General features: G+C 70.8%; 20 protein-coding genes. 7 read left to right on the top strand and 13 right to left on the bottom strand.

All coding sequences use genetic code 11. The annotated features are described in order from the left end of the window. Positions 1-24: 24 nt before the first annotated feature. A complete protein-coding gene (locus KIK09_RS23490) occupies positions 25-1,836 on the bottom strand; it encodes an ATP-binding protein (protein WP_214321419.1) in 1,812 nt (603 codons plus the stop codon). Positions 1,837-2,013: 177 nt separating this feature from the next. Here KIK09_RS23490 and KIK09_RS23485 point away from each other — a divergent pair, with 177 nt between their 5' ends. The 3 genes from KIK09_RS23485 (at position 2,014) to KIK09_RS23475 (ending at position 4,920) form a co-directional block, all read left to right on the top strand. Continuing rightward, positions 2,014-2,700: a TIGR00266 family protein gene (locus KIK09_RS23485; RefSeq protein ID WP_214321418.1), complete on the top strand. Its 687-nt coding sequence runs from the start codon at positions 2,014-2,016 to the stop codon at positions 2,698-2,700. A gap of 46 nt (positions 2,701-2,746) precedes the next feature. Beyond that, positions 2,747-3,847 carry a winged helix DNA-binding domain-containing protein gene (locus KIK09_RS23480; protein ID WP_214321417.1) on the top strand — a complete coding sequence of 367 codons (1,101 nt, stop codon included), beginning with the start codon at positions 2,747-2,749 and terminating at the stop codon, positions 3,845-3,847. Positions 3,848-3,975: 128 nt separating this feature from the next. Then, positions 3,976-4,920 carry a sugar kinase gene (locus KIK09_RS23475; protein WP_214321416.1) on the top strand — a complete coding sequence of 315 codons (945 nt, stop codon included), beginning with the start codon at positions 3,976-3,978 and terminating at the stop codon, positions 4,918-4,920. A gap of 1 nt (position 4,921) precedes the next feature. On the opposite strand, the gene KIK09_RS23470 is transcribed toward KIK09_RS23475, so the two are convergent. Next, positions 4,922-5,407 (bottom strand): DUF4232 domain-containing protein, encoded by a 486-nt coding sequence (locus KIK09_RS23470; protein WP_214321415.1) that lies wholly within the window; start codon positions 5,405-5,407, stop codon positions 4,922-4,924. Positions 5,408-5,421: 14 nt separating this feature from the next. After that, complete coding sequence (locus KIK09_RS23465) at positions 5,422-6,090, bottom strand: hemerythrin domain-containing protein (protein ID WP_214321414.1); 669 nt, start codon at positions 6,088-6,090, stop codon at positions 5,422-5,424. A 51-nt stretch (positions 6,091-6,141) separates the two neighbouring features. Here KIK09_RS23465 and KIK09_RS23460 point away from each other — a divergent pair, with 51 nt between their 5' ends. Together KIK09_RS23460 and KIK09_RS23455 are read left to right on the top strand one after the other, a co-directional pair. After that, complete coding sequence (locus KIK09_RS23460) at positions 6,142-7,653, top strand: Na+/H+ antiporter (protein ID WP_214321413.1); 1,512 nt, start codon at positions 6,142-6,144, stop codon at positions 7,651-7,653. A gap of 44 nt (positions 7,654-7,697) precedes the next feature. Continuing rightward, on the top strand, positions 7,698-7,973 hold the full coding sequence (locus KIK09_RS23455; RefSeq protein ID WP_250573560.1) for a dsRBD fold-containing protein: 276 nt from the start codon (positions 7,698-7,700) through the stop codon (positions 7,971-7,973). On the opposite strand, the gene KIK09_RS23450 is transcribed toward KIK09_RS23455, so the two are convergent. The 5 genes from KIK09_RS23450 to KIK09_RS23430 are packed head-to-tail and all read right to left on the bottom strand — an operon-like array spanning position 7,970 to position 14,327. Then, the gene (locus KIK09_RS23450; RefSeq protein ID WP_214321412.1) at positions 7,970-8,869 is read right to left on the bottom strand and encodes a dihydrodipicolinate synthase family protein; all 900 of its coding nucleotides are present in this window, start codon (positions 8,867-8,869) and stop codon (positions 7,970-7,972) included. The two genes, KIK09_RS23455 and KIK09_RS23450, sit on opposite strands and share 4 nt — an antisense overlap. Further along, complete coding sequence (locus tag KIK09_RS23445) at positions 8,866-9,858, bottom strand: ABC transporter ATP-binding protein (RefSeq protein WP_214321411.1); 993 nt, start codon at positions 9,856-9,858, stop codon at positions 8,866-8,868. Before KIK09_RS23445 ends, KIK09_RS23450 begins: the two co-directional genes overlap by 4 nt. After that, positions 9,851-11,776, bottom strand: a complete 1,926-nt coding sequence (locus KIK09_RS23440; protein ID WP_214321410.1) for a dipeptide/oligopeptide/nickel ABC transporter permease/ATP-binding protein — start codon at positions 11,774-11,776, stop codon at positions 9,851-9,853. The genes KIK09_RS23445 and KIK09_RS23440 overlap by 8 nt, the downstream gene beginning before the upstream one ends. Beyond that, positions 11,773-12,732, bottom strand: coding sequence for an ABC transporter permease (locus KIK09_RS23435; protein WP_308164250.1), 960 nt, complete (start codon positions 12,730-12,732; stop codon positions 11,773-11,775). The genes KIK09_RS23440 and KIK09_RS23435 overlap by 4 nt, the downstream gene beginning before the upstream one ends. Further along, the gene (locus KIK09_RS23430) at positions 12,729-14,327 is read right to left on the bottom strand and encodes an ABC transporter substrate-binding protein (RefSeq protein ID WP_214321409.1); all 1,599 of its coding nucleotides are present in this window, start codon (positions 14,325-14,327) and stop codon (positions 12,729-12,731) included. The genes KIK09_RS23435 and KIK09_RS23430 overlap by 4 nt, the downstream gene beginning before the upstream one ends. A gap of 104 nt (positions 14,328-14,431) precedes the next feature. Here KIK09_RS23430 and KIK09_RS23425 point away from each other — a divergent pair, with 104 nt between their 5' ends. Further along, on the top strand, positions 14,432-15,142 hold the full coding sequence (locus KIK09_RS23425; protein ID WP_214321408.1) for a FadR/GntR family transcriptional regulator: 711 nt from the start codon (positions 14,432-14,434) through the stop codon (positions 15,140-15,142). Here KIK09_RS23425 and KIK09_RS23420 read toward each other — a convergent pair. Continuing rightward, complete coding sequence (locus KIK09_RS23420) at positions 15,125-16,099, bottom strand: chymotrypsin family serine protease (RefSeq protein WP_214321407.1); 975 nt, start codon at positions 16,097-16,099, stop codon at positions 15,125-15,127. The two genes, KIK09_RS23425 and KIK09_RS23420, sit on opposite strands and share 18 nt — an antisense overlap. 84 nt (positions 16,100-16,183) lie before the next feature. Here KIK09_RS23420 and recD2 point away from each other — a divergent pair, with 84 nt between their 5' ends. Continuing rightward, positions 16,184-18,295: an SF1B family DNA helicase RecD2 gene (gene recD2, locus KIK09_RS23415; protein WP_308164249.1), complete on the top strand. Its 2,112-nt coding sequence runs from the start codon at positions 16,184-16,186 to the stop codon at positions 18,293-18,295. Between the two features lie 411 nt (positions 18,296-18,706). Here recD2 and KIK09_RS23410 read toward each other — a convergent pair whose 3' ends face one another. The 4 genes from KIK09_RS23410 to KIK09_RS23395 all read right to left on the bottom strand — a co-directional run bounded on the left by KIK09_RS23410 (position 18,707) and on the right by KIK09_RS23395 (position 20,892). Continuing rightward, positions 18,707-19,033 (bottom strand): hypothetical protein, encoded by a 327-nt coding sequence (locus KIK09_RS23410; RefSeq protein ID WP_214321405.1) that lies wholly within the window; start codon positions 19,031-19,033, stop codon positions 18,707-18,709. Between the two features lie 38 nt (positions 19,034-19,071). Then, positions 19,072-19,287 (bottom strand): hypothetical protein, encoded by a 216-nt coding sequence (locus KIK09_RS23405; protein WP_214321404.1) that lies wholly within the window; start codon positions 19,285-19,287, stop codon positions 19,072-19,074. Between the two features lie 70 nt (positions 19,288-19,357). Next, positions 19,358-19,897 carry a hypothetical protein gene (locus KIK09_RS23400; RefSeq protein ID WP_214321403.1) on the bottom strand — a complete coding sequence of 180 codons (540 nt, stop codon included), beginning with the start codon at positions 19,895-19,897 and terminating at the stop codon, positions 19,358-19,360. A 242-nt stretch (positions 19,898-20,139) separates the two neighbouring features. After that, positions 20,140-20,892 (bottom strand): LysR family substrate-binding domain-containing protein, encoded by a 753-nt coding sequence (locus KIK09_RS23395; RefSeq protein ID WP_308164248.1) that lies wholly within the window; start codon positions 20,890-20,892, stop codon positions 20,140-20,142. Positions 20,893-20,930 lie beyond the last annotated feature (38 nt).

Genomic DNA, 20,930 nt, shown 5'->3' with positions numbered 1-20,930 from the left:
GATGCTGCCACCGTACGCCAGCCCTTACACGGTGGCGCCGGCCCCCGTCCTGACCAGCCACCGCACGTTCTGCGGCAGGTCGGCGAGCACGGCCTGGCGCAGCACCGGTTGGGTGAAGCGGACCGGCGCGTCCTCGGCCAGGAAGCCCAGCTCCACGAGCGTGCGCAGGGCCGCGGCCAGCTCGTCGAGCTCCATCCCTGCCGCCTCGGCGATCGCGGCGGGCTCGGCGGGCCCGTCGAGCAGCGCCACCGCCTTGGCCGCCCGTACCGCGCCCGTGCCCGCCTTGCGCAGCCAGTCGGCCGTCCACCGGGTGATGCTCGCCGGGCAGCCGTCCTGGCGGTCGCCGGCGGCCAGGTACTCGGTCAGCAGGAACGCGTTGCCGCCGGTGAGCCGCAGCGCGCCCTCGATCAGCCCGGGATCCTGCGCCCCGCCGAGCAGTTCCGCGGCCAGCGTCTCGACCGCCTGTCTGGGCGGGCTGCCGAGCTTGACGGGGCCGAGCAGGGAGCACAGCTCGTCGAGCGCCTCAGGACCGGCCACGCCGGTCGCCCTGGTCGCCGCCACCACGACGGGGACGCGCTGGCTGCGCCGCACCAGGTAGGCCAGCCAGCGCAACGACTCGGGGTCGCACCACTGCAGGTCGTCCACGGCGATGAGCAGCGGGCCCCGCTCCGCCAGCCGTACGGCCAGCCAGTACAGGGCATGCGTGGCGCCGGGGCCCGCGACGGCGTTGTCCCAGACGGCGGCCGCGGCGGGGGCGGCCACGCCGCTCAGCAACTGGTTCCGCTCGGCCTCGGGCATCGCGCAGAGGATGGGCTCGAAGACCTGCCTGGCCACGCCGTACGGGAGGTCCTGTTCGAGCGGATGCGTGCGGGCGTGCGCCACCCGGAAGCCGCGCACCTGGGCGAGCGCCTCCGCGGCGCGCAGCAGCTGCGTGCGTCCCGAGCCGGGCGCGCCCTCGAAGACCACGCTGCGGCCTGTGCCCGCCTCGGCGCCGGCCAGCGCGGCGCCTGTCACGGAGAGCAGCTCGTCGCGCCCCAGGCAGCGGACCAGGGCCTGCGGCTCCTCCACCGGCCGTGCGACCCGCGGCGTCTCCACCGCCCTGGGCAGGTCGAGCGAGGCGGTCTGCGAGAGGATGTCGGCCTCGAGGCGGCGCAGTTCGGGGCCCGGATCCACGCCGAGCTCCTCGGCCAGGTAGCTGCGGGCCTGCCGCAGCGCGCCGAGCGCGTCGCCCTGGCGCGCCGACCGGTACAGGCCCAGCGCGAGCAGCCGCCACCCCTCCTCGCGCATCGGGTGGGCGCGGGCGTGTACCTCCAGCTCGGGCACGGCCTCGGCGTGCCTGCCCAGCGACAGCAGCGCGTCCAGGCGGTGTTCCACCGCCGTCATCCGCAGCTCCTCCAGCCGGGCGATCTCCCCCTCGGCCCACAGCGTGCCCGCGAACTCCACGTAGGCGGGCCCGCGCCACAGCCCGAGCGCCTCGTCGAGCAGCCGCAGCGCCGTCGCGGGATCACGCCCCTCGGCCGCCTGGCGGAACAGCCGCTCGAACCGGCCGGAGTCCACCTCGTCGTCGCCCACGCGCAGCACGTAGCCGCCCGGCTCGGTGACCAGCACGCTGGGGGCGGTGCGCCCCTCGGCCCGCGGCTCGAGCACCCGGCGCAGCTGGCAGACGAACGTGCGCAGCGAGGACAGCGCCTGCGGCGGCGCCTCGCCCTGCCACAGGTCGTCGATCAGCCGGTCGAGCGGGATCACCTTGCCGCGCGACAGCAGCAGCCGGGCCAGCACCGCCCTGTTGCGCGGGGTGCCCACCTCGACCCTGGCGTCCTCGCGCCATGCCTCCATACTTCCGAGCACACCGAAACGCATGTTTCCGTCCCCCCAAAAACTTTCCCCATTGGACGGGGAGAACAGTGCCGCCGACCACTCAACGATGCGTATACGAAACGTTTACGTGCAGGTCAGAGGCCATATCAAGCGATCGTCAACAGTCCGTCAACCATGGTCGGGAAGTCTCGGGCCATGAAGACAGATATCAGACACGGCGGGTCGTTCGCCGTGGCCCGGTGCCACCTGGCGGGCGGCGAGAGCGTCCGCGTCGAGTCGGGCGCGATGAGCGCGACGAGCGCCGGGGTGCAGCTGCAGGCCAAGATGGAGGGCGGGCTGCTGCGCGGGCTGGCGCGCTCCGCGCTGGGCGGCGAGTCGCTGTTCACCACCCGTTACACCGCGCCGCAGGGCGGCGGCTGGGTGGACGTGGCGCACCACCTGCCGGGCGACGTGGTCTCGGCGCCTGTCCAGCACGAGCGGGCGCTCCTGCTGACCAGAGGGTCGTGGATCGCCTCCTCCGACGGGGTGGAGATCGTCACCAAGTGGGGTGGCATGTCCAACCTCATCGGCGGCGAGGGCGGTTTCCTGATCAGGGCCGAGGGCGATGGCGAGGTGATCCTGGGCTGCTACGGCGCGCTCGACTGGATCGAGCTCGCCCCCGGCGAGACGATCGTGGTCGACACCGGCCACCTGGTGGCCTACGACGAGACGGTGCGCAGCAACCTGCGCAGGGCGGTCGAGGGCAAGACCATCCAGTCGCTCAAGTCGGGCGAGGGCCTGGTCTTCGACTTCACCGGACCCGGCCGGGTGCTCACCCAGACCAGGAACCCCAGCGCGCTGATCTCCTGGCTGACGGCGGAGCTCCCGTTCAAGCAGTCCTGAGGCATCGCGGCCAGAACCAGGCCGCGATAGCCCCTACGGTAGGGCCATGGATCCCGTCCTCACCCTCCGCGAGCTGAACCGCGCCACCCTGGAGCGGCAGCTGCTGCTCCGCCGTACCTCCAGGAGCGTGCTCGAGGTCGTCGAACACCTCGGGGGCCTGCAGGCGCAGACGCCGCACACCTGGTACACCGGCCTGTGGAACAGGATCGAGGAGTTCCGGGCGGCCGACGCGGCCGACCTGCTCGCCTCGCGCGGGGTGGTCCGCATCGCCCTGCAGCGGTCCACGATCCACCTGGTCAGCGGCCGCGACTGCCTGGCGATGCGGCCGCTGGTGCAGATCGTGACCGAGCGGATGACGCGCAGCACGTTCGGCAGGCGGCTGGACGGGGTCGACCTGGACGAGCTGGCCGCGCTCGGGCGCTTGCTGCTCGAGGAGCGGCCGATGACCTTCGCCGACCTGGGCAAGGCACTGGCCGAGCGCTGGCCGGGCAACGACCCGCACGCGCTCGGCCAGGGGGTCCGGTGGCTGGTGCCGCTGGTCCAGGTGCCGCCGCGGGGGCTGTGGGGCAGGTCGGGGCCGGTGGCGCACACCTCGGCGGAGTCCTGGCTGGGGTTCTCGGTGCCCGCCATGACGCCGGCCGAGCTGGTGGCCCGGTACCTGGGGGCGTTCGGGCCCGCCACGGTCAAGGACGTGCAGACCTGGTCGGGGCTCACGCGGCTGGCCGAGGTGATGGAGGCCATGGATCTGGTGCGCTTCCGCGACGCCGGCGGGGCCACCTACTACGACCTGCCGGACGCGCCGCGGCCCTCCGGGGACGTTCCCGCGCCGGTCCGGCTGATGTACGACTTCGACAACCTCTTCCTGTCACACGCGGACAGGACGCGGGTGATCACACCCACCGGCTTCACCGCCTTGTCCGGATTTATGGGCACAAATGTCATGCCGCGCGCGATCCTGGTGGACGGTTTCACCGCCGGCGACTGGACCGTGTCGCGGGCCAAGGGCACCTCCACGCTGCACATCCACCAGTGGGAGCCGATCGCCGACCTGGACGCCGTCGAGGCGGAGGCCAGGCTGCTGCTCGACTTCCTCGCCCCGCGCGACCGGCACGAGGTCGCCGTGCACGACCGCCCCTCGCGCGGCTAGCCGAGCCGCCCGATCCCCATACCGAACGTCAGCAGGTCGGCGCTGTTTGCGATGGGGAAGACCGCCTGGCGCCGGAAAACTCATCGGCGCGGATGACAGTGATGCGTCTTGTGCCGTAATTTACCCGCGTGACCGATCTGGTGACCTTCGGCGAGACGATGGCGCTGTTCGCCGCGCGCCGCACCGGCCCCCTGCGCTTCGCCCGCGACTTCGACCTGGGCGTCGGCGGCGCGGAGTCGAACGTCGCGATCGGCGTCACCCGCCTGGGCCACCAGGCCACCTGGATCGGCCGCGTCGGCGCCGACGAGTTCGGTGACCTGGTGCGCGCCACGCTGCTGGGCGAGGGCGTGCGGGCCCACGCCATCCCCGACCCCGACGCCCCGACCGGCCTGATGATCAAGGGCCGCCGGACGGCCGACCTCATCGCGGTCCGCTACTACCGCGCGGGCAGCGCCGGATCCCGCCTCTCCCCCGCCGACCTGGATCCCGACCTCATCGGCTCAGCCCGGATCCTGCACGTCTCCGCGATCACCCCGGCCCTTTCCGCCCAGGCTCGCGATGCCGTACGGCATGCCGTACAGACCGCCCGTGCCGCCGGAGTGCCGGTGTCGCTGGACGTCAACTACCGCAAGGCCCTGTGGTCCCCCGAGGAGGCGGGCGCCTGGCTCCGCGACACGATCGGCCAGGTGGACATCCTGTTCGCCACGGTGCCCGAGGCCCAGCTGATCGCTGACGTCACCGACCCCCTGGAGCTGGCCAAGACCCTCTCGTCGCTCGGCCCCCGCCACGTGCTCCTCAAGTTCGGCGCCGACGGCGCCCTCGAACTCTCCGACGACCAGGTACGGCAGGCCTCCGCGTTCCCCGTCACGGAGGTCGACCCGGTCGGCGCCGGCGACGCCTTCGCGGCAGGCTGGCTCGCGGACTGGCTCGCAGGCGCCACCCCCGACCAACGCCTGCGAACAGCGTGCGCGGCAGGCGCCTTCGCCGTCACCTCCCAGGGCGACTGGGAAAGCCTCCCCCGCCGCCCCGACCTGGCCCTCCTCACCCCCGCAGGCGACGGCGTCCACCGCTGACCTATTTGATGGGCTGGATGTCCAGGCGGCCGGTGTCGCAGACCTGGCCGATGTCGAAGGGGATCTCGCGGTGCGCCGTCTCGTCCGGCGGGATCACCATGAGGCGGTACGGCGCCGGGCAGGTGGTTTCCGAGCCCACCTGGATGACCGTCCAGTGCACCATGGCCGAGGCCGACTTGCCGGGCTTGAGGGTGACGGTGTGCCTGGGTCCCGGCTCGCGGCGGGCGCGGGTGCGCAGGGCGTCCCCCTGCTTGTCGATCATGATGAGGCCGGGGTAGCCGTACAGGGTGCAGGTCGTGCCTGACCGGTTGGTGAACACCAGCGGCGCGTTGCGGTTGCCCGCGCCCGCGTCCACGCGGCCCAGCTTGACCTGCAGCTGGGCGGTGCCGCAGCGGTGGACCGAGGCGGACTCCTGCGCCAGGGCGGGGGCCGCGCCGCCCGCCAGCAGGAGCCCGGCCGTGAGCGCGGCGATCTGGAACTTCTTCATGCTGGATTTGACGCTCAGGATCGGGCAAAAGTTATGCCGCGAATCCTCGCGCACTCCTTGCGGTACTGCCGCTGCCCCACGAGCCTCCACAGCACCCGGGCGGCCGGCGGCAGCAGGGTCAGGAAGGCGTCCCGCTCGGCGGGCGTGGCGTCCTCGAGCAGGGATCCGAGCTGGATCAGCAGCCGGTCCTTCGACAGGTGCGAGCGCCCGTACTCCGAGAGCGCGTCCCATTCCGCCACACTGAGGTGCTGGGCGACCAGCGGCAGGATGCGCTCCTCCTCCTGGTCGAGGTGGGCGACGAGCTCGTCGTTCAGCAGCGTCAGGCTGCTCACGATCCGGTCGCGGCGCTCGGCGTCGGCCTCGGCGCGCCAGGCGGGCAGCACTTCCTCCAGCTCGGCGATGCACGTGCCGACCTTCTCGTGCTGGGCCTCCATGGTGTGGACGAGGTCGGCCTCGAGGGTGACCCGCTCGAGCAGCAGCGGCCAGAGCAGTTTGTCCTCGCCTGTGTGGTGGTGGTGCAGGCCGGTCAGCAGCTCCGTCAGGTAGTCGGCCAGCACCTCGGCCCTGGCCCGGTTCCCCGGCGCGACCTGGGCGATGAGCCGCGGAGCGAGCTTGAACTCCCTGCGGAAGGCGCGATGGACGACCACCATCTCCCAGATGGCAGGCTTGGTGTCGGTACTCACGCAAACAGGGTGAGCGCCACCGATTGATTTTCAATCAACCTTGGATGTTCGGTGCACAGCGTTCAGGTCGTCCTTTTCCTGGTTGCCCTGGCCACCGTGGTGGCCACGTTCGCCGACCGCATCAGCGTTCCGGCTCCGTCGCTGCTGGTGGTGGCGGGGCTGATCGTCGGATTGCTGCCGTTCAGCGGCGCCATCCAGGTGACTCCCGAGATCGTGAGCCTGGTCGTGCTGCCGCCGCTCATCTACGCCGCCGGCGAGGAGCTGTCCTGGCCCGAGCTGAAACAGGTGTGGCGGCCGGTGACGCTGCTCGCGGTGGGGCTGGTGGTGGTGTCGGCGGCGGCCGTGGGCTTCGTGACGACGTGGCTGACGCCGCTGCCGCTGGCGCTGGGGTTCCTGCTCGGCGCCGTGCTCTCCAGCACGGACCCGGTGGCCGTGACGGCGCTCGGGCGCCGGCTCGCGCTGCCGCCGAGGCTGCAGACGCTGCTGCAGGCCGAGAGCCTGTTCAACGACGCGACCAGCCTGATCCTGTTCCGCATCGCGGTCAGCGCCGCGGTCGCGGGCGGCGTGCTCGGCTGGACAGGCGTCGCGGCCGACTTCGCGCTGCTGGCGGGCGGCGGCGCCCTGGTGGGCACCGTCGTCGCGATCGGCGTCTCGTTCGTACGGCGGCGCACCGAGGACCCCGTGCTCGAAAGCGTGATCGCCCTGGTGACGCCCTACACGGCCTACGTCCTGGCCGAGTCCGTCGGCGCCTCGGGCGTCACGGCCGTGGTGGTCGCGGCGGTGATCCTCGGCATCCGGCAGCACGCGCTGACGAACTCCGGCATCCGCCTGCATCTGTCGGCCGTCTACGGCACGGTGATCTTCCTGCTGGAGAGCGTGGTCTTCAGCCTGATCGGGCTGCAGCTGCCCTCGCAGATCCGCCAACTGGCGGCCGACGAGCAGTCGTGGCTGCCCGCCGTCCTGGCCATCGCGACGGTGCTCATCCTGGTCAGGGTGGCGTGGATGTTCCCGCTGAGCGCGATCCTGCACCGCAGGCTGCGGCCCTCGTGGCAGGTGCCGGCCGTGGTGTCGTGGGCGGGGACGCGCGGGGTGGTGCCGCTGGCGGCGACGCTGTCGATCCCGCTGCTCACCGACGACGGCCGGCCGTTGCCGCACCGGTCGCTGCTCATGGTGCTGGCGACGGGCGTGATCGTCATCTCGCTGATCGTGCAGGGGTTCACGCTGGCGCCGCTGGTGCGGCTGTCGGGGCTGGCGATCACGCCGGGCGACTCGGAGGAGGAGTACCGGCGGGCGGCCGAGCGCCTGTCGGAGCGCGCCCAGGCCTACCTGGACGAGCTGGAGGACCTGGAGTCGACGCCGCCGGCCGTACTGAAGAAGGTGCGTGACCAGCTGGAGCTGGAGGACGACGACCCCGACACCGTGCAGGTGCGGCGGGAGGTGCTGTTCATCCAGAGCGCGATGCTGGAGCGGATGTACGCCGACGGCGAGATCGGCGAGTCGAACCGGCGCCGGTTGCAGCGCCGGCTCGACCGCGAGGACCTGCGCTTTCACGACGACCCGTAGGTCTTCCCCCGGGGGCCGTGCCGAGAGACCCTGGAGGTGAGGAGATGGTCGCGATGCAGAGCAAGCAGTGGACCATAGAGATCTCGATCACCGAGGACGACGAGGACGCCGTCACGACGGCGACGGCGACCCTTTTCGCCTCCGGTGCCAGGCGGCACGAGAGCGTCGCTTACGCGCGACGCAACCCGACCGACAGGCCGGTGCCCGGCATCGGGGACGAGCTGGCCGCGGGACGGGCCCTTTCGGACCTGGCGGCCAAGCTGATCGAGGACGGTGCGGAGGACGTCGCGCAGCTCGCGGGCTCCATCAGAGCGCGTTAGAGCAGACCCGCGGCGGCCAGGAGCTTGCCGACCCGGCCGATCTCGTCGGCGTCGAGCGGGACCTGGGGAAGCGCGGTGGTGGGATGGTCGATGACGCCGCGCAGGTGCAGTGCGGCCTTGAACGCGCCGAGCCCGGACGAGCTGCCGCCCATGCGCCGCCCGCCGACGCGGACGATCTCGAAGAGGCGGACCAGCCGTTCCTGCTCGGCCCTGGCCGCCTCCCAGTCGCCCTGGCGCGCCGCCCGATAGAGGCTGACGTATCCGGAAGGGTCGACGTTGCCGAGCCCGGGCACCACCCCGTCGGCGCCCATCCACAGCGCCGCGTCGACGGTCACCTCCGACCCGGTCAGCACGCTGAACCCGGCCTGCCTGCGCAGGATCACCTCGCGCAGTCCGCCGTCGTCGCCGCTGGAATCCTTGACCCCGGCCAGCACCCCCTCGGAGGCCAGCTCGAGCAGCAGGTCGGCAGTCAGCTTGGTGTGTACGGACACCGGCAGGTCATAGGCATAGACCGGTAATCCCGACTTTCCAGCAAGAATCCTGAAATGGGTGCGGATCTCCACCGGGTGCGTCCGCGTGTAGAACGGCGCGGTCGCCACCAGCGCGTCCGCGCCCTTGGCGCGAGCGACCGCCGCGTGCTCCAGCATCCGCGGCGTCGTCATGTCGATCACCCCCGCCAGCACCGGCACCTGCCCGGCCACGTGCCCGGCCACGGTGTCGAGCACGACCGCCCGCTGCGCGTCCGTCAAATAGGCGACCTCCGACGACGACCCCAGCACGAACAGCGCGTCCACCCCACCCGCCAGCAGGTGGTCGACCAGCCGGACGAGCGAGGCGGCGTCCACCTCGCCATCCGGGGTCATCGGGGTGCACACCGGCGGGATCACGCCATTCATACGGGTCTCTCCTGGATCAGTTCGAGGTCGGTCGCTCCTGCCGCCACAGGGTGATGGCAGTGGTAGAGGTGCCGGTCGTCCCGCTGTACGGCGGGCCAGGCGGTCTCGCACATCCCGTCGGCCCGCCAGCACCGGGTGCGGAACGGGCAGCCGGACGGCGGCCTGGTCGCCGAGGGCACCTGCCCCACCAGCGGGATGGGGTTGATGGGTGAGATCAGTCCGGGCGTGGCGGAGAACAGCGCCCGGGTGTAGGGATGGCGCGCGCCCAGCGGCACGTCGCCGGCGGGCGCCTGCTCGACGATCCTGCCCAGGTACATGGTGACCACCCGGTCGCTCATCCGCCTGACGGTCTGGATGTCGTGCGAGACGAACACCAGCGCCAGCCCCAGCCGCTCCTTGAGATCGAGCAGCAGGTTCAGTATCTGCGCCCTGACGGAGACGTCCAGCGCGCTGGTCGGCTCGTCGGCCACGAGCAGCTCGGGCTCGAGCGCGAGCGCCCTGGCCACGGCCACTCGCTGCCGCTGCCCGCCGGACAACTGGCCCGGCAGCAGCCCCGCCACACCGGCCGGCAGGCCGACCAGACCGAGCAGCTCCCTGACCCGCTCCTCACGCTGGGCGGGGGTCCCGCGCCGGTGGACGTCGAGCGGGTCCCGCAGGATCCTCCTGATCGGCAGCCGCCGGTTCAGCGCCGTGGACGGGTCCTGGAAGACCATCCCGACGCTCGACCCGACGAGATCGCGCCGCCGCGCGTCGGAACCCGCCCACAGGTCCTGTCCCTTGAGCAGGACGGTCCCCTCGGCGGGCCGTTGCAGCCCCACCATCACCCGGGCCAGCGTGGACTTCCCGCACCCCGACTCGCCCACCACCCCGACGGTCTCGCCCCTGACGACCGTCAGGTCCGCCCCGGTCAGGGCGTGGACCCGGTCGCGGGAGAACAGCCCGCCGGTGCGCGCCTTGTGCACCACGTGCACGTCACGCAGCTCAAGCATGCTGCTCACTCCCCACGAGCGCGGGGTGGTGGCAGGCGTAGGCGTGGGTGCGCACGTCGCCCTCCAGGTGTGGGGTGGTGGTGTGGCAGATCTCGGTGGCCATCGGGCAGCGGTCGGCGAAGCGGCACCCGGCGGGGAAGTCGGCCGGGGCCGGGACCACGCCGGGGATCTGGGTGAGCCGCTCGGCCCCCGACTCCAGCGACAGCACCGAGCCGAGCAGCCCGCGGGCGTAGTGGTGGGCGGGGGCGCCGACCAGGGTGGCGGTGGCTCCGGTCTCGACGATCTGCCCGCCGTACATCACGACCACGCGGTCGGTGACGTCGGCGACCAGCGCGAGGTCGTGCGAGACGAGGATCAGCGCGAATCCCAGCTCCTCGCGCAGCCGCAGCAGCAGCTCGATGACCTGCGCCTGGACGGTGACGTCCAGCGCCGTGGTGGGCTCGTCGGCGACGATCAGCCTGGGGTCGCGCGAGAGCGCCATCGCGATGAGCACCCGCTGCCGCTGCCCGCCCGACAGCTCGTGCGGATAGGACCTGAGCGTCCGGGCCGCGTCGAGCCCGACGAGCTCGAGCAGCTCGGCGGGGGTACGGCTGCCGCTGCGGCGGCAGACCTGCTTGAGCTGGGCGCGGATCGTCATCGCCGGGTTCAGCGAGGACAGGGCGTCCTGGTAGATCATCGCCATCTCGTGGCCGAGCAGCCTGCGCCTGGCGCGGCGTGGCAGGGCGATGAGTTCCTTGTGGTCGAAGCGGACGTGGCCGGAGACGCGGGCGTCGCGCGGTTGCAGACCCATGATCGTCAACGCGGTCAGCGACTTGCCGCAGCCGGACTCGCCGACCAGGCCGAGCACCTCGCCCGGCCGCACCTCGAACGAGATCCCGTCCACGACGTCGACCCCGGCCTCGAACCCGATCCTCAGGTTCTCCACGGCGAGCACGGGCTCGCCTTCGGGGATCGGCCGGGCGCGCTCGGCCAGCCGCCGCGCCGCCTCCTCGATCCCCGGCAGCTGCGTCACCGTCCCTGTGCGGTGGAGCCCTGGGCCTGTGGACGGCGCGGCACCGGCGCGCTCGCGCCTGGCGGGTGCCGCCCAGGCGTCGGAGACGCCCTCGGACAGGATGTTCAGCGCCAGCACCGTGATCAGGATGAGCAGGCCGGGGAAGACCGTGGCCCACCAGCCGCCGAGCAGCACCATGTTCTTGCCGTCGGCGATGACGCTGCCCCAGGACGGGTTCGGCGGCCGCACCCCGGCGCCGATGAACGACAGCGACGCCTCGAACACGATCGCGTCGGCCACCATGACCGTGCAGAACACCAGCACGGGCGCGGCGCAGTTGACGGCCACGTGGCGCAGCAGGATGTGCGGGGTCCTGGCGCCGATGACGCGCTCGGCGGCGACGTAGTCCTCGCCGTACTGGGCCAGCACGTTGGCCCGCACGACCCGCGCCACGGACGGCATGTAGAGGAAGGCCATGGCCATGACCAGCACCGGGATGCTGCCCCCGAACACCGCGACGAGCACGGCGGCCAGCGCGATCCCGGGGAAGGCCATGATCACGTCGAGGACCCGCATGACGGTCTCGTCCACGCCCCTGCGGGACGTGGCGGCCAGGGCGCCGATCACCGCGCCCGCCACGAGGGCGAGCCCGGTCGCGCCCAGGCCGATGATGAGCGACCACCGCGCGCCGTACAGGAGCCTGGACAGGATGTCGCGGTTGGCGCTGTCGAGCCCCATCCAGTGCCCGGCGCTCGGCCCTCCGCCGGAGATCTCCTGGTAGTACGGCGAATGCGGCGCGATCCACGGTGCCAGGATCGCGGCCAGGACCACGAGGGCCACCAGGGCGAGGCAGATCCACGAGCCGAGCTTGAGCCTGCGGAACCGCATGCCGGGGACGGCGAGGCGCTCGGTGAGTTCCGGCCTCATGCCGCACTCCTCAAACGCGGATTTATCAGCAGATAGAGGATGTCCACCACCAGGTTCACCACCATGAAGCCCACCGCGATCGTCAGCACCACGCCCTGCACGACCGCCGGATCCCCGTCACGCACCGCATTGATCATGAGCTGCCCCATCCCGGGCAGCCCGTAGATCGTCTCGATCACCACCGCGCCCCCGATCAGGTATCCAACGCGCAGCCCCAGCACGGTCAGCGGGTTGATCAGCGCGTTGCGCAGCACGTTCCGCCCGACGACCACGACCGGCGGCAGCCCGCTGCCGATCGCGGTACGCACGTAGTCGCGGTCGAGCTCCTCGACCATCGAGGTGCGCACGATCCTGGTCAGCTGCGCCGCGACAGGCAGCGACAGCGACAGCGCCGGCAGGGTCAGCGACCGCAGCCAGCCGGACAGCGAGTCGGCCGGATTGATGTAGCCGCCGGTCGGGAAGATCCCCGCGCCCACGGCCAGCCACTGGATCATCAGCAGCGCCAGCCAGAACGCCGGAGCGGCCACGCCGATCAACGACACCATCCTGATCACCTGGTCCGGCCAGCGGTCGCGGAACAGCGCCGCGACCACGCCGAACACCAGCGCGAGCACGACCGCCACCAGTAGGCCGAGGAACGTCAGCTGCAGCGTCAGCGGCAACGCCGTGGTGACCGACTCCAGCACCGGCTTCTTGGTGAGCACGCTGGTGCCCATATCGCCGCGTGCCAGGTCGGCCACGAAGCGGACGTACCTGATCGGCAGCGGGTCCAGCAGGCCGTTCTCCACCTGGAACTGGTGGATCTGCTCGGCGGTCGGGTTCGCGCCCTGGAAGTAGGCGTACTCCGGCTTGACGCCGGAGAAGCGCATCACTACGAACACGAACGCGACGACGCCGAGCAGCAGCGGAACGAGGATCAGGACGCGCCGCAGCAGCATCCTCGCTACGACGATCACGTCCGCTTGGCCTGCAGCAGGTTGATGCCCGGATAGGGCTGGGCGCGGATGCCGGACAGCTTCTTCGGGTCCCAGGCGGTCATCAGCTCGTTGTGCACCACCGGGTAGAGCACGGCGTTCTCGGCGATGACGTCAATGTATTTCCGGATTTTTTCGGCTTTGGCGGCCTTGTCCGGCTCTTGGGTGGCCTCGTCCATCATGGCGAACAGGGCCTTGGCGTCCTTGGAGTCCGCCCAGTGGGTGTACTTCATCCACACGCCGCCGGGCACGTAGTTGTAGTGCAGGATCAGGTCGGCGTCCATGCCGAACTGGTTGGGGTTGGAGGCGGCGGCGACGACCTGGTAGTCCTGCCCCTGGTCCATCTTGGCGAACAGGGCCGCGGTGTCCTGCGGCTCCAGCGTGGTCTTGATCCCGATGGCCTCCCAGGAGGCGGCGATCGTGGGCAGGCAGTCGGCGATCCAGCTGACGTTGACGGCCATCAGGTTGATCGTCAGGTTGCTGACCCCGGCCTCCTTGAGCAGCGCCTTGGCCTTGTCCGGGTCGTAGTCGTAGACGACCGAGGCGCGCTTGTAGTCCGGATGGCCCTCGTTGAGGAAGGAGCTGGCGGCCGTCCCGTGGCCCTTGAGCGCCACGTCGATCATCTTCTGCTTGTCGATGGCGTGGTGCAGGGCCTGCCGTACGCGCACGTCGTCGAAGGGCTTGGCGCCGGTGTTGAACATCAGGAACATGTGGTTCATGCCCTTGCCGCCCTCGACGGTCAGGCCCTGCTGCTTGAGCTGGTCGACGTTGGCGTAGGGGATGTTGTCGGCGATCTGCGCCTCGGCGCTGGAACCGGAGATCTTGGCCACTCTGGCGGAGGCGTCCACGATCGTCAGCCAGTTCATCTTCTTGACCGTGGCCGGGCGCGGGCCGTTGTAGCCGTCGAACGCCTCGAACGCGGTGTTGGACTTGGGGTTGTGCTGCACCTGCTTGTACGGCCCCGAGCCGACCGCCTTGCCGGTCTTGGCCTGGTCCCAGGCGCCGGGCTGGCTGAAGACGTGCTTGGGCATGATCTTGGCGATGGTCAGGCGGGGCGCCGCGTCGGGGAAGGGGAACTTGAAGACCAGCTCGACGGTCTTGTCGTCGACCTTCTTGACCTCCTGCAGCCAGGCCTTGAAGAAGTTGCCCGTGAGAACGTTGGCCTGCGGGTCGAGGATGCGCTGGAAGGTGAAGACCACGTCGTCGGCGGTGACGGGCTGCCCGTCGTGCCACTTGGCGCCGTCGCGCAGGGTGAACTTCCACGACGTCGCGTTGAGGTCGGCCGGCAGCGCCGTCGCCAGGGCCGGGTACGGCTCCCGCGTGATGGGGTCGGTGTCGAGCAGCCCCTCGTAGACGTGGCTGATCCCGGCCATCGCGAAGGCCGAGGCCGTCTGCGTCGGGTCCCAGCTCTGGTCGTTGCCGTAGCCGATGACCGCGGTGATCAGGTCCCTGTTGGAGCCCGCGCCCACGGAGCCGGTCGAGGCCGGCCCGCCGCTGCAGGCCGACAGGGTGGCGGTGATGAACGCCGCGGCTCCGCTGTAGCGCAGGAAGTCACGGCGGCTTAACTCGGAGCTCACGAATTCCTCCCAAAACATGGAACGTGGGACATCCCATGTCCTATCTTGTGCGTAAGCTGATGGTCAACAGGTGGTTTCCGGAACGTTACGTGGGGAGGTCCTACATGGCCGGTGTTCCGCGCCCCCGGCTGAGCCGTGCGGTGGAGGCCCAGGAGGCCGTCAAGGAGATCATCGTGCGGCGCGGGCTGGTGGCCGGGGACCCCCTGCCCACCGAGTCGGAGCTGATGGAGGAGCTGGGCATCAGCCGCAACTCGGTGCGGGAGGCGCTGAAGGCTCTGCAGGCCGTGGGCATCGTGGACATCCGCCACGGCTTCGGCATGTTCGTGGGCAGGATGTCGCTGGCGGGGCTCGTCGACGAGCTGGCCTTCCACAGCAGGATCACGCTGCTGGACGGCCGCAACCACCTGCAGCACCTGGTGGAGATCCGCGAGATCCTGGAGACGGGCCTGGTGCAGCGGCTGATCGACCTGGGCCCGTCGGACATGAGCGCCGTGGCCGAGGTGATGGCGCGCATGGAGGCCGAGGCGGCGGCCGGCGAGGTGTCACCGGAGATCGACCGGCTCTTCCACGACGTGCTGTACCGGCCGCTCGGCAACCCGCTGGTCAGCCAGCTGCTCGGCGCGTTCTGGGACGTCTACTACCAGCTGCGCGGCCACCTCGGCGCGCCCGACGAGTCCCCCGCGGACGTCGCCAGGCGCCACGGCGACATCTACGCCGCCGTGCTGGCGGGCGACAAGGCGGCCGCGGTCCGGGCCGTCGGCGCCCACTTCGACGGCGTGCGCAACCGGCTGGCGCGGCTACGCCCAGACCATTGAGATCCCCAGGTGGGCCTCGACGTTGCTGATCAGCGACATGATGCCGAACGTGCCCTGCGCTCCCCACAGCAGGCCGAGCGCGGTCGGCTCGGTCGCGTCGAGCACCACGGACCCCGAGTCTCCCTTGTCGCAGAATTTCCCGCCTTTTCCGAGGATTTCGACCTGTTCCATGAGGTAGGCGTTCGGTCCGCCGGTGGGCCAGTTGAGGGTGGTCCACAGCCCCGCGACCTTGCCCGGCGTGATCGTCCCGTCGGTGGGCCCGGTCTTGAACCCGCGCTTGCGCACCTGCTGGAACACGGTCGGATCCGCCGTCGCCTGGATCGCCGGGATCAGGTCGGGCTGCCCGGGCCCCTTGCCCGCGATGGCCCGGGAGAAGCTGCGCCCGTTCTTCCTGGCCACGTCCAGGTGGAACACGGCCGAATCCGTCATGCTCACCCGGATCGGTGAGAACGGCAGCGGCGGCGTGTTCGGGAAGTCGACCGCCGCGACCTCGCCCAGGTTGTCCGTGTCAGGGACGGGCGCCACGAGCGGCGGGTTCGTCGGCTGCCAGACGCTGTCGGGGAAGCCCACGCCGACGTCGCCGACCACGTGGTAGCAGCTGAGGCCGAGCAGCTCGCCGGTGCTCGCGTCCTCCACGATCGCGCCCATCGTGCCGTCGCCCCTGAGCGGTTGCGTGATCTTGATCCCGCCCCGCAGATCCTTGTAGCGCGCCTCGTCGGGGAAGCCGCACGGTTCGTAGCGCCGCTCGATCACGCACACCGCCACGCCGCCGATCTCCCCCGGCAGGTCGTCGGGCACCTGGGAGGCGTCCTCGACCAGGATCCGCACGGCGAGCTCGTCGAACAGCTCGCCGCCCTCCTCGCGCGCCCCCAGCCCGATGCCCACCACGCCGGGCAGCGCCAGCACCGCGAACTCGACCGCCTTCTTGGCCTCTACCAGCTCGAATGGAATCTCCATGGCGTCAGATTGTTCCCGAGTTCGCACAGCGACATGAGTAGGCCCCTACTCAATATGTCGGCGTGGCGTGGTTGGATCTGCTGCGTGGAGGCCTCGGTCGAGCAGCTCGTGTACGTCAGGGACGACGAATACACGGTTGCCCGCATGGCCTCCGAGACCGAGCCAGGGTTCGTGGCGGCCGGCCGTAGTCTCGCGGGGGTCCAGCCGGGCGAGACGCTCAAGCTGGTCGGCGAGTGGCACGACCACCACCGCCACGGGCGGCGCTTCGAGGTGAGCGCGTGCGAGCGGATCGTGCCCTCCACGATCCGCGCCATCCAGCTCTACCTCGGCTCCGGCCTGATCCGCGGCATCGGCCCGCGCCTGGCTCAGGCCATCGTCGGCCACTTCGGCGAGCAGACGCTGACCGTGATCGACACCGACCCCTCGCGCCTGACCGAGGTCATCAACATCGGCCCCGCCCGCCGTACCCAGATCATCGAGGCCTGGCAGGACCAGAAGGCCATCGCCGAGCTCATGGTCGTGCTGCAGGGCTTCGGCCTGAGCCCGCTGCTCGCCGCCAAGATCTTCCAGGTGTACGGCAAGGCCGCCGCGGAGACCCTGACCACCGACCCGTACCAGCTGATCGGCCGGGTCCGTGGCATCGCCTTCGCCTCGGCCGACAGGATCGCCCTCCAGTGCGGCATCCCGGAGACCAGCCCGCTGCGGGTGAAGGCGGCCCTGGTCGACAGGCTGGAGGCGGCGGCCAGCGGCGGCGGCCACTGCTACCTGTCCAAAACCGCGCTCATCGCCCAGACCGTCGAGCTCCTCGAGCTGGACGAGGACCTGGTCCGCGAGCAGCTCGACGCGCTCACGGCCGAGCGCCGCGTGGTCGTGGAGTCCATCGAGGGCCGCCCGGTGGTGTTCCTCAAGGAGCTGCACGCGCGCGAGGTCAAGCTGGCCGAGCAGTTGCTGCGGCTGTGGCGGGCGCCCTCGACGCTGCCGCTGCGCGGGTTCAGCGACGACCCCGGGCTCGACGACGACCAGCGTGCCGCCGTCACCATGGCCCTGACCAGCACGGTGTCGGTCCTCACTGGCGGGCCGGGGTGCGGGAAGAGCCACACCGTCAAGGTCATCGCCGCCACCGTCCGCGCCATGGGCGGCAGGGTCACGCTGGCCGCGCCCACCGGCAAGGCGGCCAAGCGGCTGTCGGAGCTGACCGGGCTGCCGGCGATGACCATCCACCGCATGCTGGCCCACGAGCCCGACCCGACCGTGCTGTTCGACCAGGCGCCCGTCCAGGCCGACCTCGTGGTGGTCGACGAGGCGTCCATGCTCGATCTCCACCTGGCCACCCGCCTGTGCACCGGCCTGCCGTCCGGCAGCCACCTGCTGCTGGTGGGCGACAGCGACCAGCTGCCCAGCATCGGCCCCGGCAGCGTGCTGTCCGACCTGCTGCGGGTCGAGGACATCCCCCGCGTACGCCTCACCCACGTCTTCCGCCAGGCCTCCGGCAGCGGCATCGTCCAGGCGGCCGGGCAGATCCGCTCGGGCGAGCTGCCGTTCCTGCCCGGCGGGGGCGGCTTCTGGTTCGAGGAGCTCGACGACCCCTCCGCGGTCGCCGACCGGGTGGTCCACCTGGCCACCGAGGCGATCCCCCGCAAGCAGGGCATCCCCGCCTCGCAGATCCAGGTCCTCTGCCCCATGCGCAAGGGCGTGGCGGGCACCGCCGAGCTCGGCCGCCTCCTGCAGGAACGCCTCAACCCCTACACCTCGGACAAGCCCGAACACTGGTCGGGCACCCGCCCCTTCCGCGTCGGCGACCGGGTCATGCCCATCCGCAACAACTACGACAAGGGCGTCTTCAACGGCGAGACCGCCACCATCACCGCCATCAACCACGAGGACCGCCTGGTCGAGATCCTCGTCGACGACGGCGACCCGGTCACCTACGGCTTCGACGAGCTCGACGACCTCACCCACGCCTACGCCATCAGCGTCCACCGCTCCCAGGGCAGCGAATACCCCTTCGTCGTCGCCCCCATCGTCGCCGAGTCGGGCGGCATCATGCTCCGCCGCCGCCTCCTCTACACCCTCGTCACCCGCGCCAAGTCCTGGGTAGTCCTGGTAGGCCAACGCAAGGCCCTGGACCTGGCAGTCAACCGCCTCGACCCCCGCCGCAACACCGCCCTCCCCCACCGCATCGCCCTCGCCCCCTAGCGCCACGGACTCCTCTCACGGGGGAGCCAAGCTCCCCCAATCCCCCTTGGCAGGGGCGCGCCCCTGCACCCGCGCCGACCTCGCCTGCGGCTCGGACTGTGTTTGATTCGGGGTTCGCGCCTCCGGCGCGCAAAGGCCCTCGCTAACGCTCGGACAGTGTTTCTTGAAGACCCCACCCGAAACCCACCTGGACCACCACCCATCTGCCCCCCACCCGGAGGCGGGACCGCCCGATGGGCCCTATTCGGAGAGGGCGTGGGCGTTCTGCTGGAGTGGATGTGGGCGTTCTGCCGCATGGTTGGTGGACGTTCTGCCGGAGGCAGCGTGGACGTTCTGCCGCAGGACTCTCTGGTGGAGCACTTGTCCAGGGGCAGCCTCACTGAAACGGATGTACATGCCGCACATCCGTCCTTATCTATCGTCGTGGGATCCGATTCGTCGGGCGGCCAGGTATAGCCAGAGGTAGCCGCCGAAGCAGCAGAACTGCGCGACGACCAGGACCACCTCCAGCCAGTGAGGGAATGGGAACAGGGATGTGCTGGACTTCATGATCAGGAATAACGACATCAGGCAGACGGTTCCCGCAATCATCCGCCCAGCTCTGACTCCGCCCCTGCGGTGCTGCCAACGGCTCTCCACGAACCTGGTGGTCAGCCCGAGGATCCCGAACACGCCGAGCGCGCAGCCCAGAGTGAGGCCTGCCCAGTGAATCGCAGCGAGCCAGGCGTCGAACCCCATCTGTCATGACCTTCCTGATCAACTGGGGACTGGGCGCGTCAGGCGCTGGCGGCTGAGCGCCAGCGGGCGAGGATCTCCTGGTCGTCATCGCCTTCGTGCGATGACTGCTCCTCGGGCACGGCGAAGGCGAGCCACCGCTGGTAGTCGGGAGCGTCCGGCAGCACCTCCCGCGTGCCTTCCACGCGAGTCCCGTCCTCCAGGACGTCGACCGTCGGCACGCGCAGAGCACCGCCCGGCAACAACACGACGCTCATGGCCGTCCTTTCCCGTGCTCTCCGCTCCCGTGCTGCCACGATAGCCGTCCGTCCGGCGGCGGGGCCATGTTCATCCCAGCCCGTACCGTCCGGCCATCCAGCGGTAGACCTGCTCCGCGGCGGCCTCGTCACCGAGGAGCCTGATCAACCTGGCCGCCCGCCGGGTCAGCACGCAGGCGAAGCTCTCCGCGAACAGCTCGGCGACATCCGCCTGATAGGGCGCGGCCAGGCGGCCTGCCCGCAACGTGTGCAGCACCCGCCACCACTCCCCTTGCGAAGCTCTGCCGTCCAGATCGTCCACGGCATGCCCGAGCTCATGCCCGCAGACACTCACGGACGGCGACAGCACGCTGCCCACACCGATGCCTCGTGCCGCCGGGTCGTACACGCCGGCGCTGCGCTCCCATGAACCCTGCTGCAGGGGCAGCGGCTGCTTGCGCAACTGCTCGAACCCGGGAAGGTCGGGAACCGACCCCGCGCCGACGACGATCCCGCCGGAGAGGTGATCGGCCAGGCACTTGGCCAGGGCTTTCGGCACGGCGGCAAGAGTCATGACGGCCAGCAGACACTCCGTCGGCGGAAACGTGCCCGGGTCCCACGCCCTCGTCACGCGCTCCTCCAGGACGCCGACGTGGAGCCATCCCGCCCTACCTCTGCCACGAGTCAAACGGACCGTTCCTGTCCAGTAACGATGCAACCGGCAGTCCATGATCGCGCACAGGCGCGCACCGCGTCCTGAGGATTCGGCGGCTTCGTCGAGGAGGTCGATCCAGAAGGGGGTTAACGGTGGCGGTCGAGGTCGGTACAGAAGGGATTAACGGTGATAGTCGTGGCCTCGGAAGACAGACCGGGTCACCGAGGTCGGCGGCCCTTGCCTTTACGGCTGGTCGGTACGGCGCGTCGGCCGGAGCCGTTCTGTGCGGGCTTCTGCGCCTGCCGCTGTGCGGGCTTCTGTGCCTGCTTCTGTGCCGGCTTCTCCGCAGGGGAGGCAGGGGTACGGCCCCGCGAGCTGTTCACCGTCCGGCCGCGGACGATGCCGATGAAATCCTCCACCAGGTCGGTGGTCGCGTCCGTGGGCCAGGCCAGCGCGACCTGAGACTGCGGCGCGTCCAGCAGCGGCCGGTAGGTGAGATCCCTGCGGTGGTGGAGGCGTGCCAGCGACTGCGGAACCAGGACAAGCCCGGCGCCGTCCGCCACCAGCTGGACCGCGTCCGCCGTCGTGGCCGGGCGGATGAACGCGGGCAGCCCGGGCCGGACCGCCCACTCGATGGTGTCGTCCAGAGGATGGAAGATCTCGTCGTCGGTCAGGTCGGCGATGGCCACCTCGTCGGCGGCGGTCACCACGTGGTCCTTGGGCGCCACGACCACGGTGGTCTCCACGTAGAGAGGAATCACGCTGAGCCCATCCCTGTCGACGGGAAGCCTGACGAATCCGGCGTCGGCGCCGCCGTCCCGCAGGAGCCCCACCACTTCGGCGGCGGGAACGGCGAGCAGGGTGAGCGGCACGTCCGGCATCCTCTCGGTCCAGACGTTGACCCATTTCGCGGGTGTCACCCCGGGCACGTACGCCAGCCGGAACACCCTGCCGGTCTCACCATCAGTCACGTCCTCAGGGTACCGATGTCAGGGGAACCCGTTCCGAC

Source organism: Nonomuraea sediminis (genome assembly GCF_018531495.1).
Lineage (GTDB): Bacteria > Actinomycetota > Actinomycetes > Streptosporangiales > Streptosporangiaceae > Nonomuraea > Nonomuraea sediminis.
The sequence above is the reverse complement of the archived record's forward strand: the minus strand, read 5'-3'. Positions and strand labels throughout refer to the sequence as shown.

Excerpts from the sequence above, each read along its gene's own strand:
- KIK09_RS23490 (WP_214321419.1), bottom strand. The coding sequence starts at position 1,836 with ATGGAGGCATGGCGCGAGGACGCCAGGGTCGAGGTGGGCACCCCGCGC.
- KIK09_RS23485 (WP_214321418.1), top strand. The coding sequence starts at position 2,014 with ATGAAGACAGATATCAGACACGGCGGGTCGTTCGCCGTGGCCCGGTGC.
- KIK09_RS23480 (WP_214321417.1), top strand. The coding sequence starts at position 2,747 with ATGGATCCCGTCCTCACCCTCCGCGAGCTGAACCGCGCCACCCTGGAG.
- KIK09_RS23470 (WP_214321415.1), bottom strand. The coding sequence starts at position 5,407 with ATGAAGAAGTTCCAGATCGCCGCGCTCACGGCCGGGCTCCTGCTGGCG.
- KIK09_RS23455 (WP_250573560.1), top strand. The coding sequence starts at position 7,698 with ATGGTCGCGATGCAGAGCAAGCAGTGGACCATAGAGATCTCGATCACC.
- KIK09_RS23450 (WP_214321412.1), bottom strand. The coding sequence starts at position 8,869 with ATGAATGGCGTGATCCCGCCGGTGTGCACCCCGATGACCCCGGATGGC.
- KIK09_RS23445 (WP_214321411.1), bottom strand. The coding sequence starts at position 9,858 with ATGCTTGAGCTGCGTGACGTGCACGTGGTGCACAAGGCGCGCACCGGC.
- KIK09_RS23440 (WP_214321410.1), bottom strand. The coding sequence starts at position 11,776 with ATGAGGCCGGAACTCACCGAGCGCCTCGCCGTCCCCGGCATGCGGTTC.
- KIK09_RS23425 (WP_214321408.1), top strand. The coding sequence starts at position 14,432 with ATGGCCGGTGTTCCGCGCCCCCGGCTGAGCCGTGCGGTGGAGGCCCAG.
- KIK09_RS23420 (WP_214321407.1), bottom strand. The coding sequence starts at position 16,099 with ATGGAGATTCCATTCGAGCTGGTAGAGGCCAAGAAGGCGGTCGAGTTC.
- KIK09_RS23410 (WP_214321405.1), bottom strand. The coding sequence starts at position 19,033 with ATGGGGTTCGACGCCTGGCTCGCTGCGATTCACTGGGCAGGCCTCACT.
- KIK09_RS23405 (WP_214321404.1), bottom strand. The coding sequence starts at position 19,287 with ATGAGCGTCGTGTTGTTGCCGGGCGGTGCTCTGCGCGTGCCGACGGTC.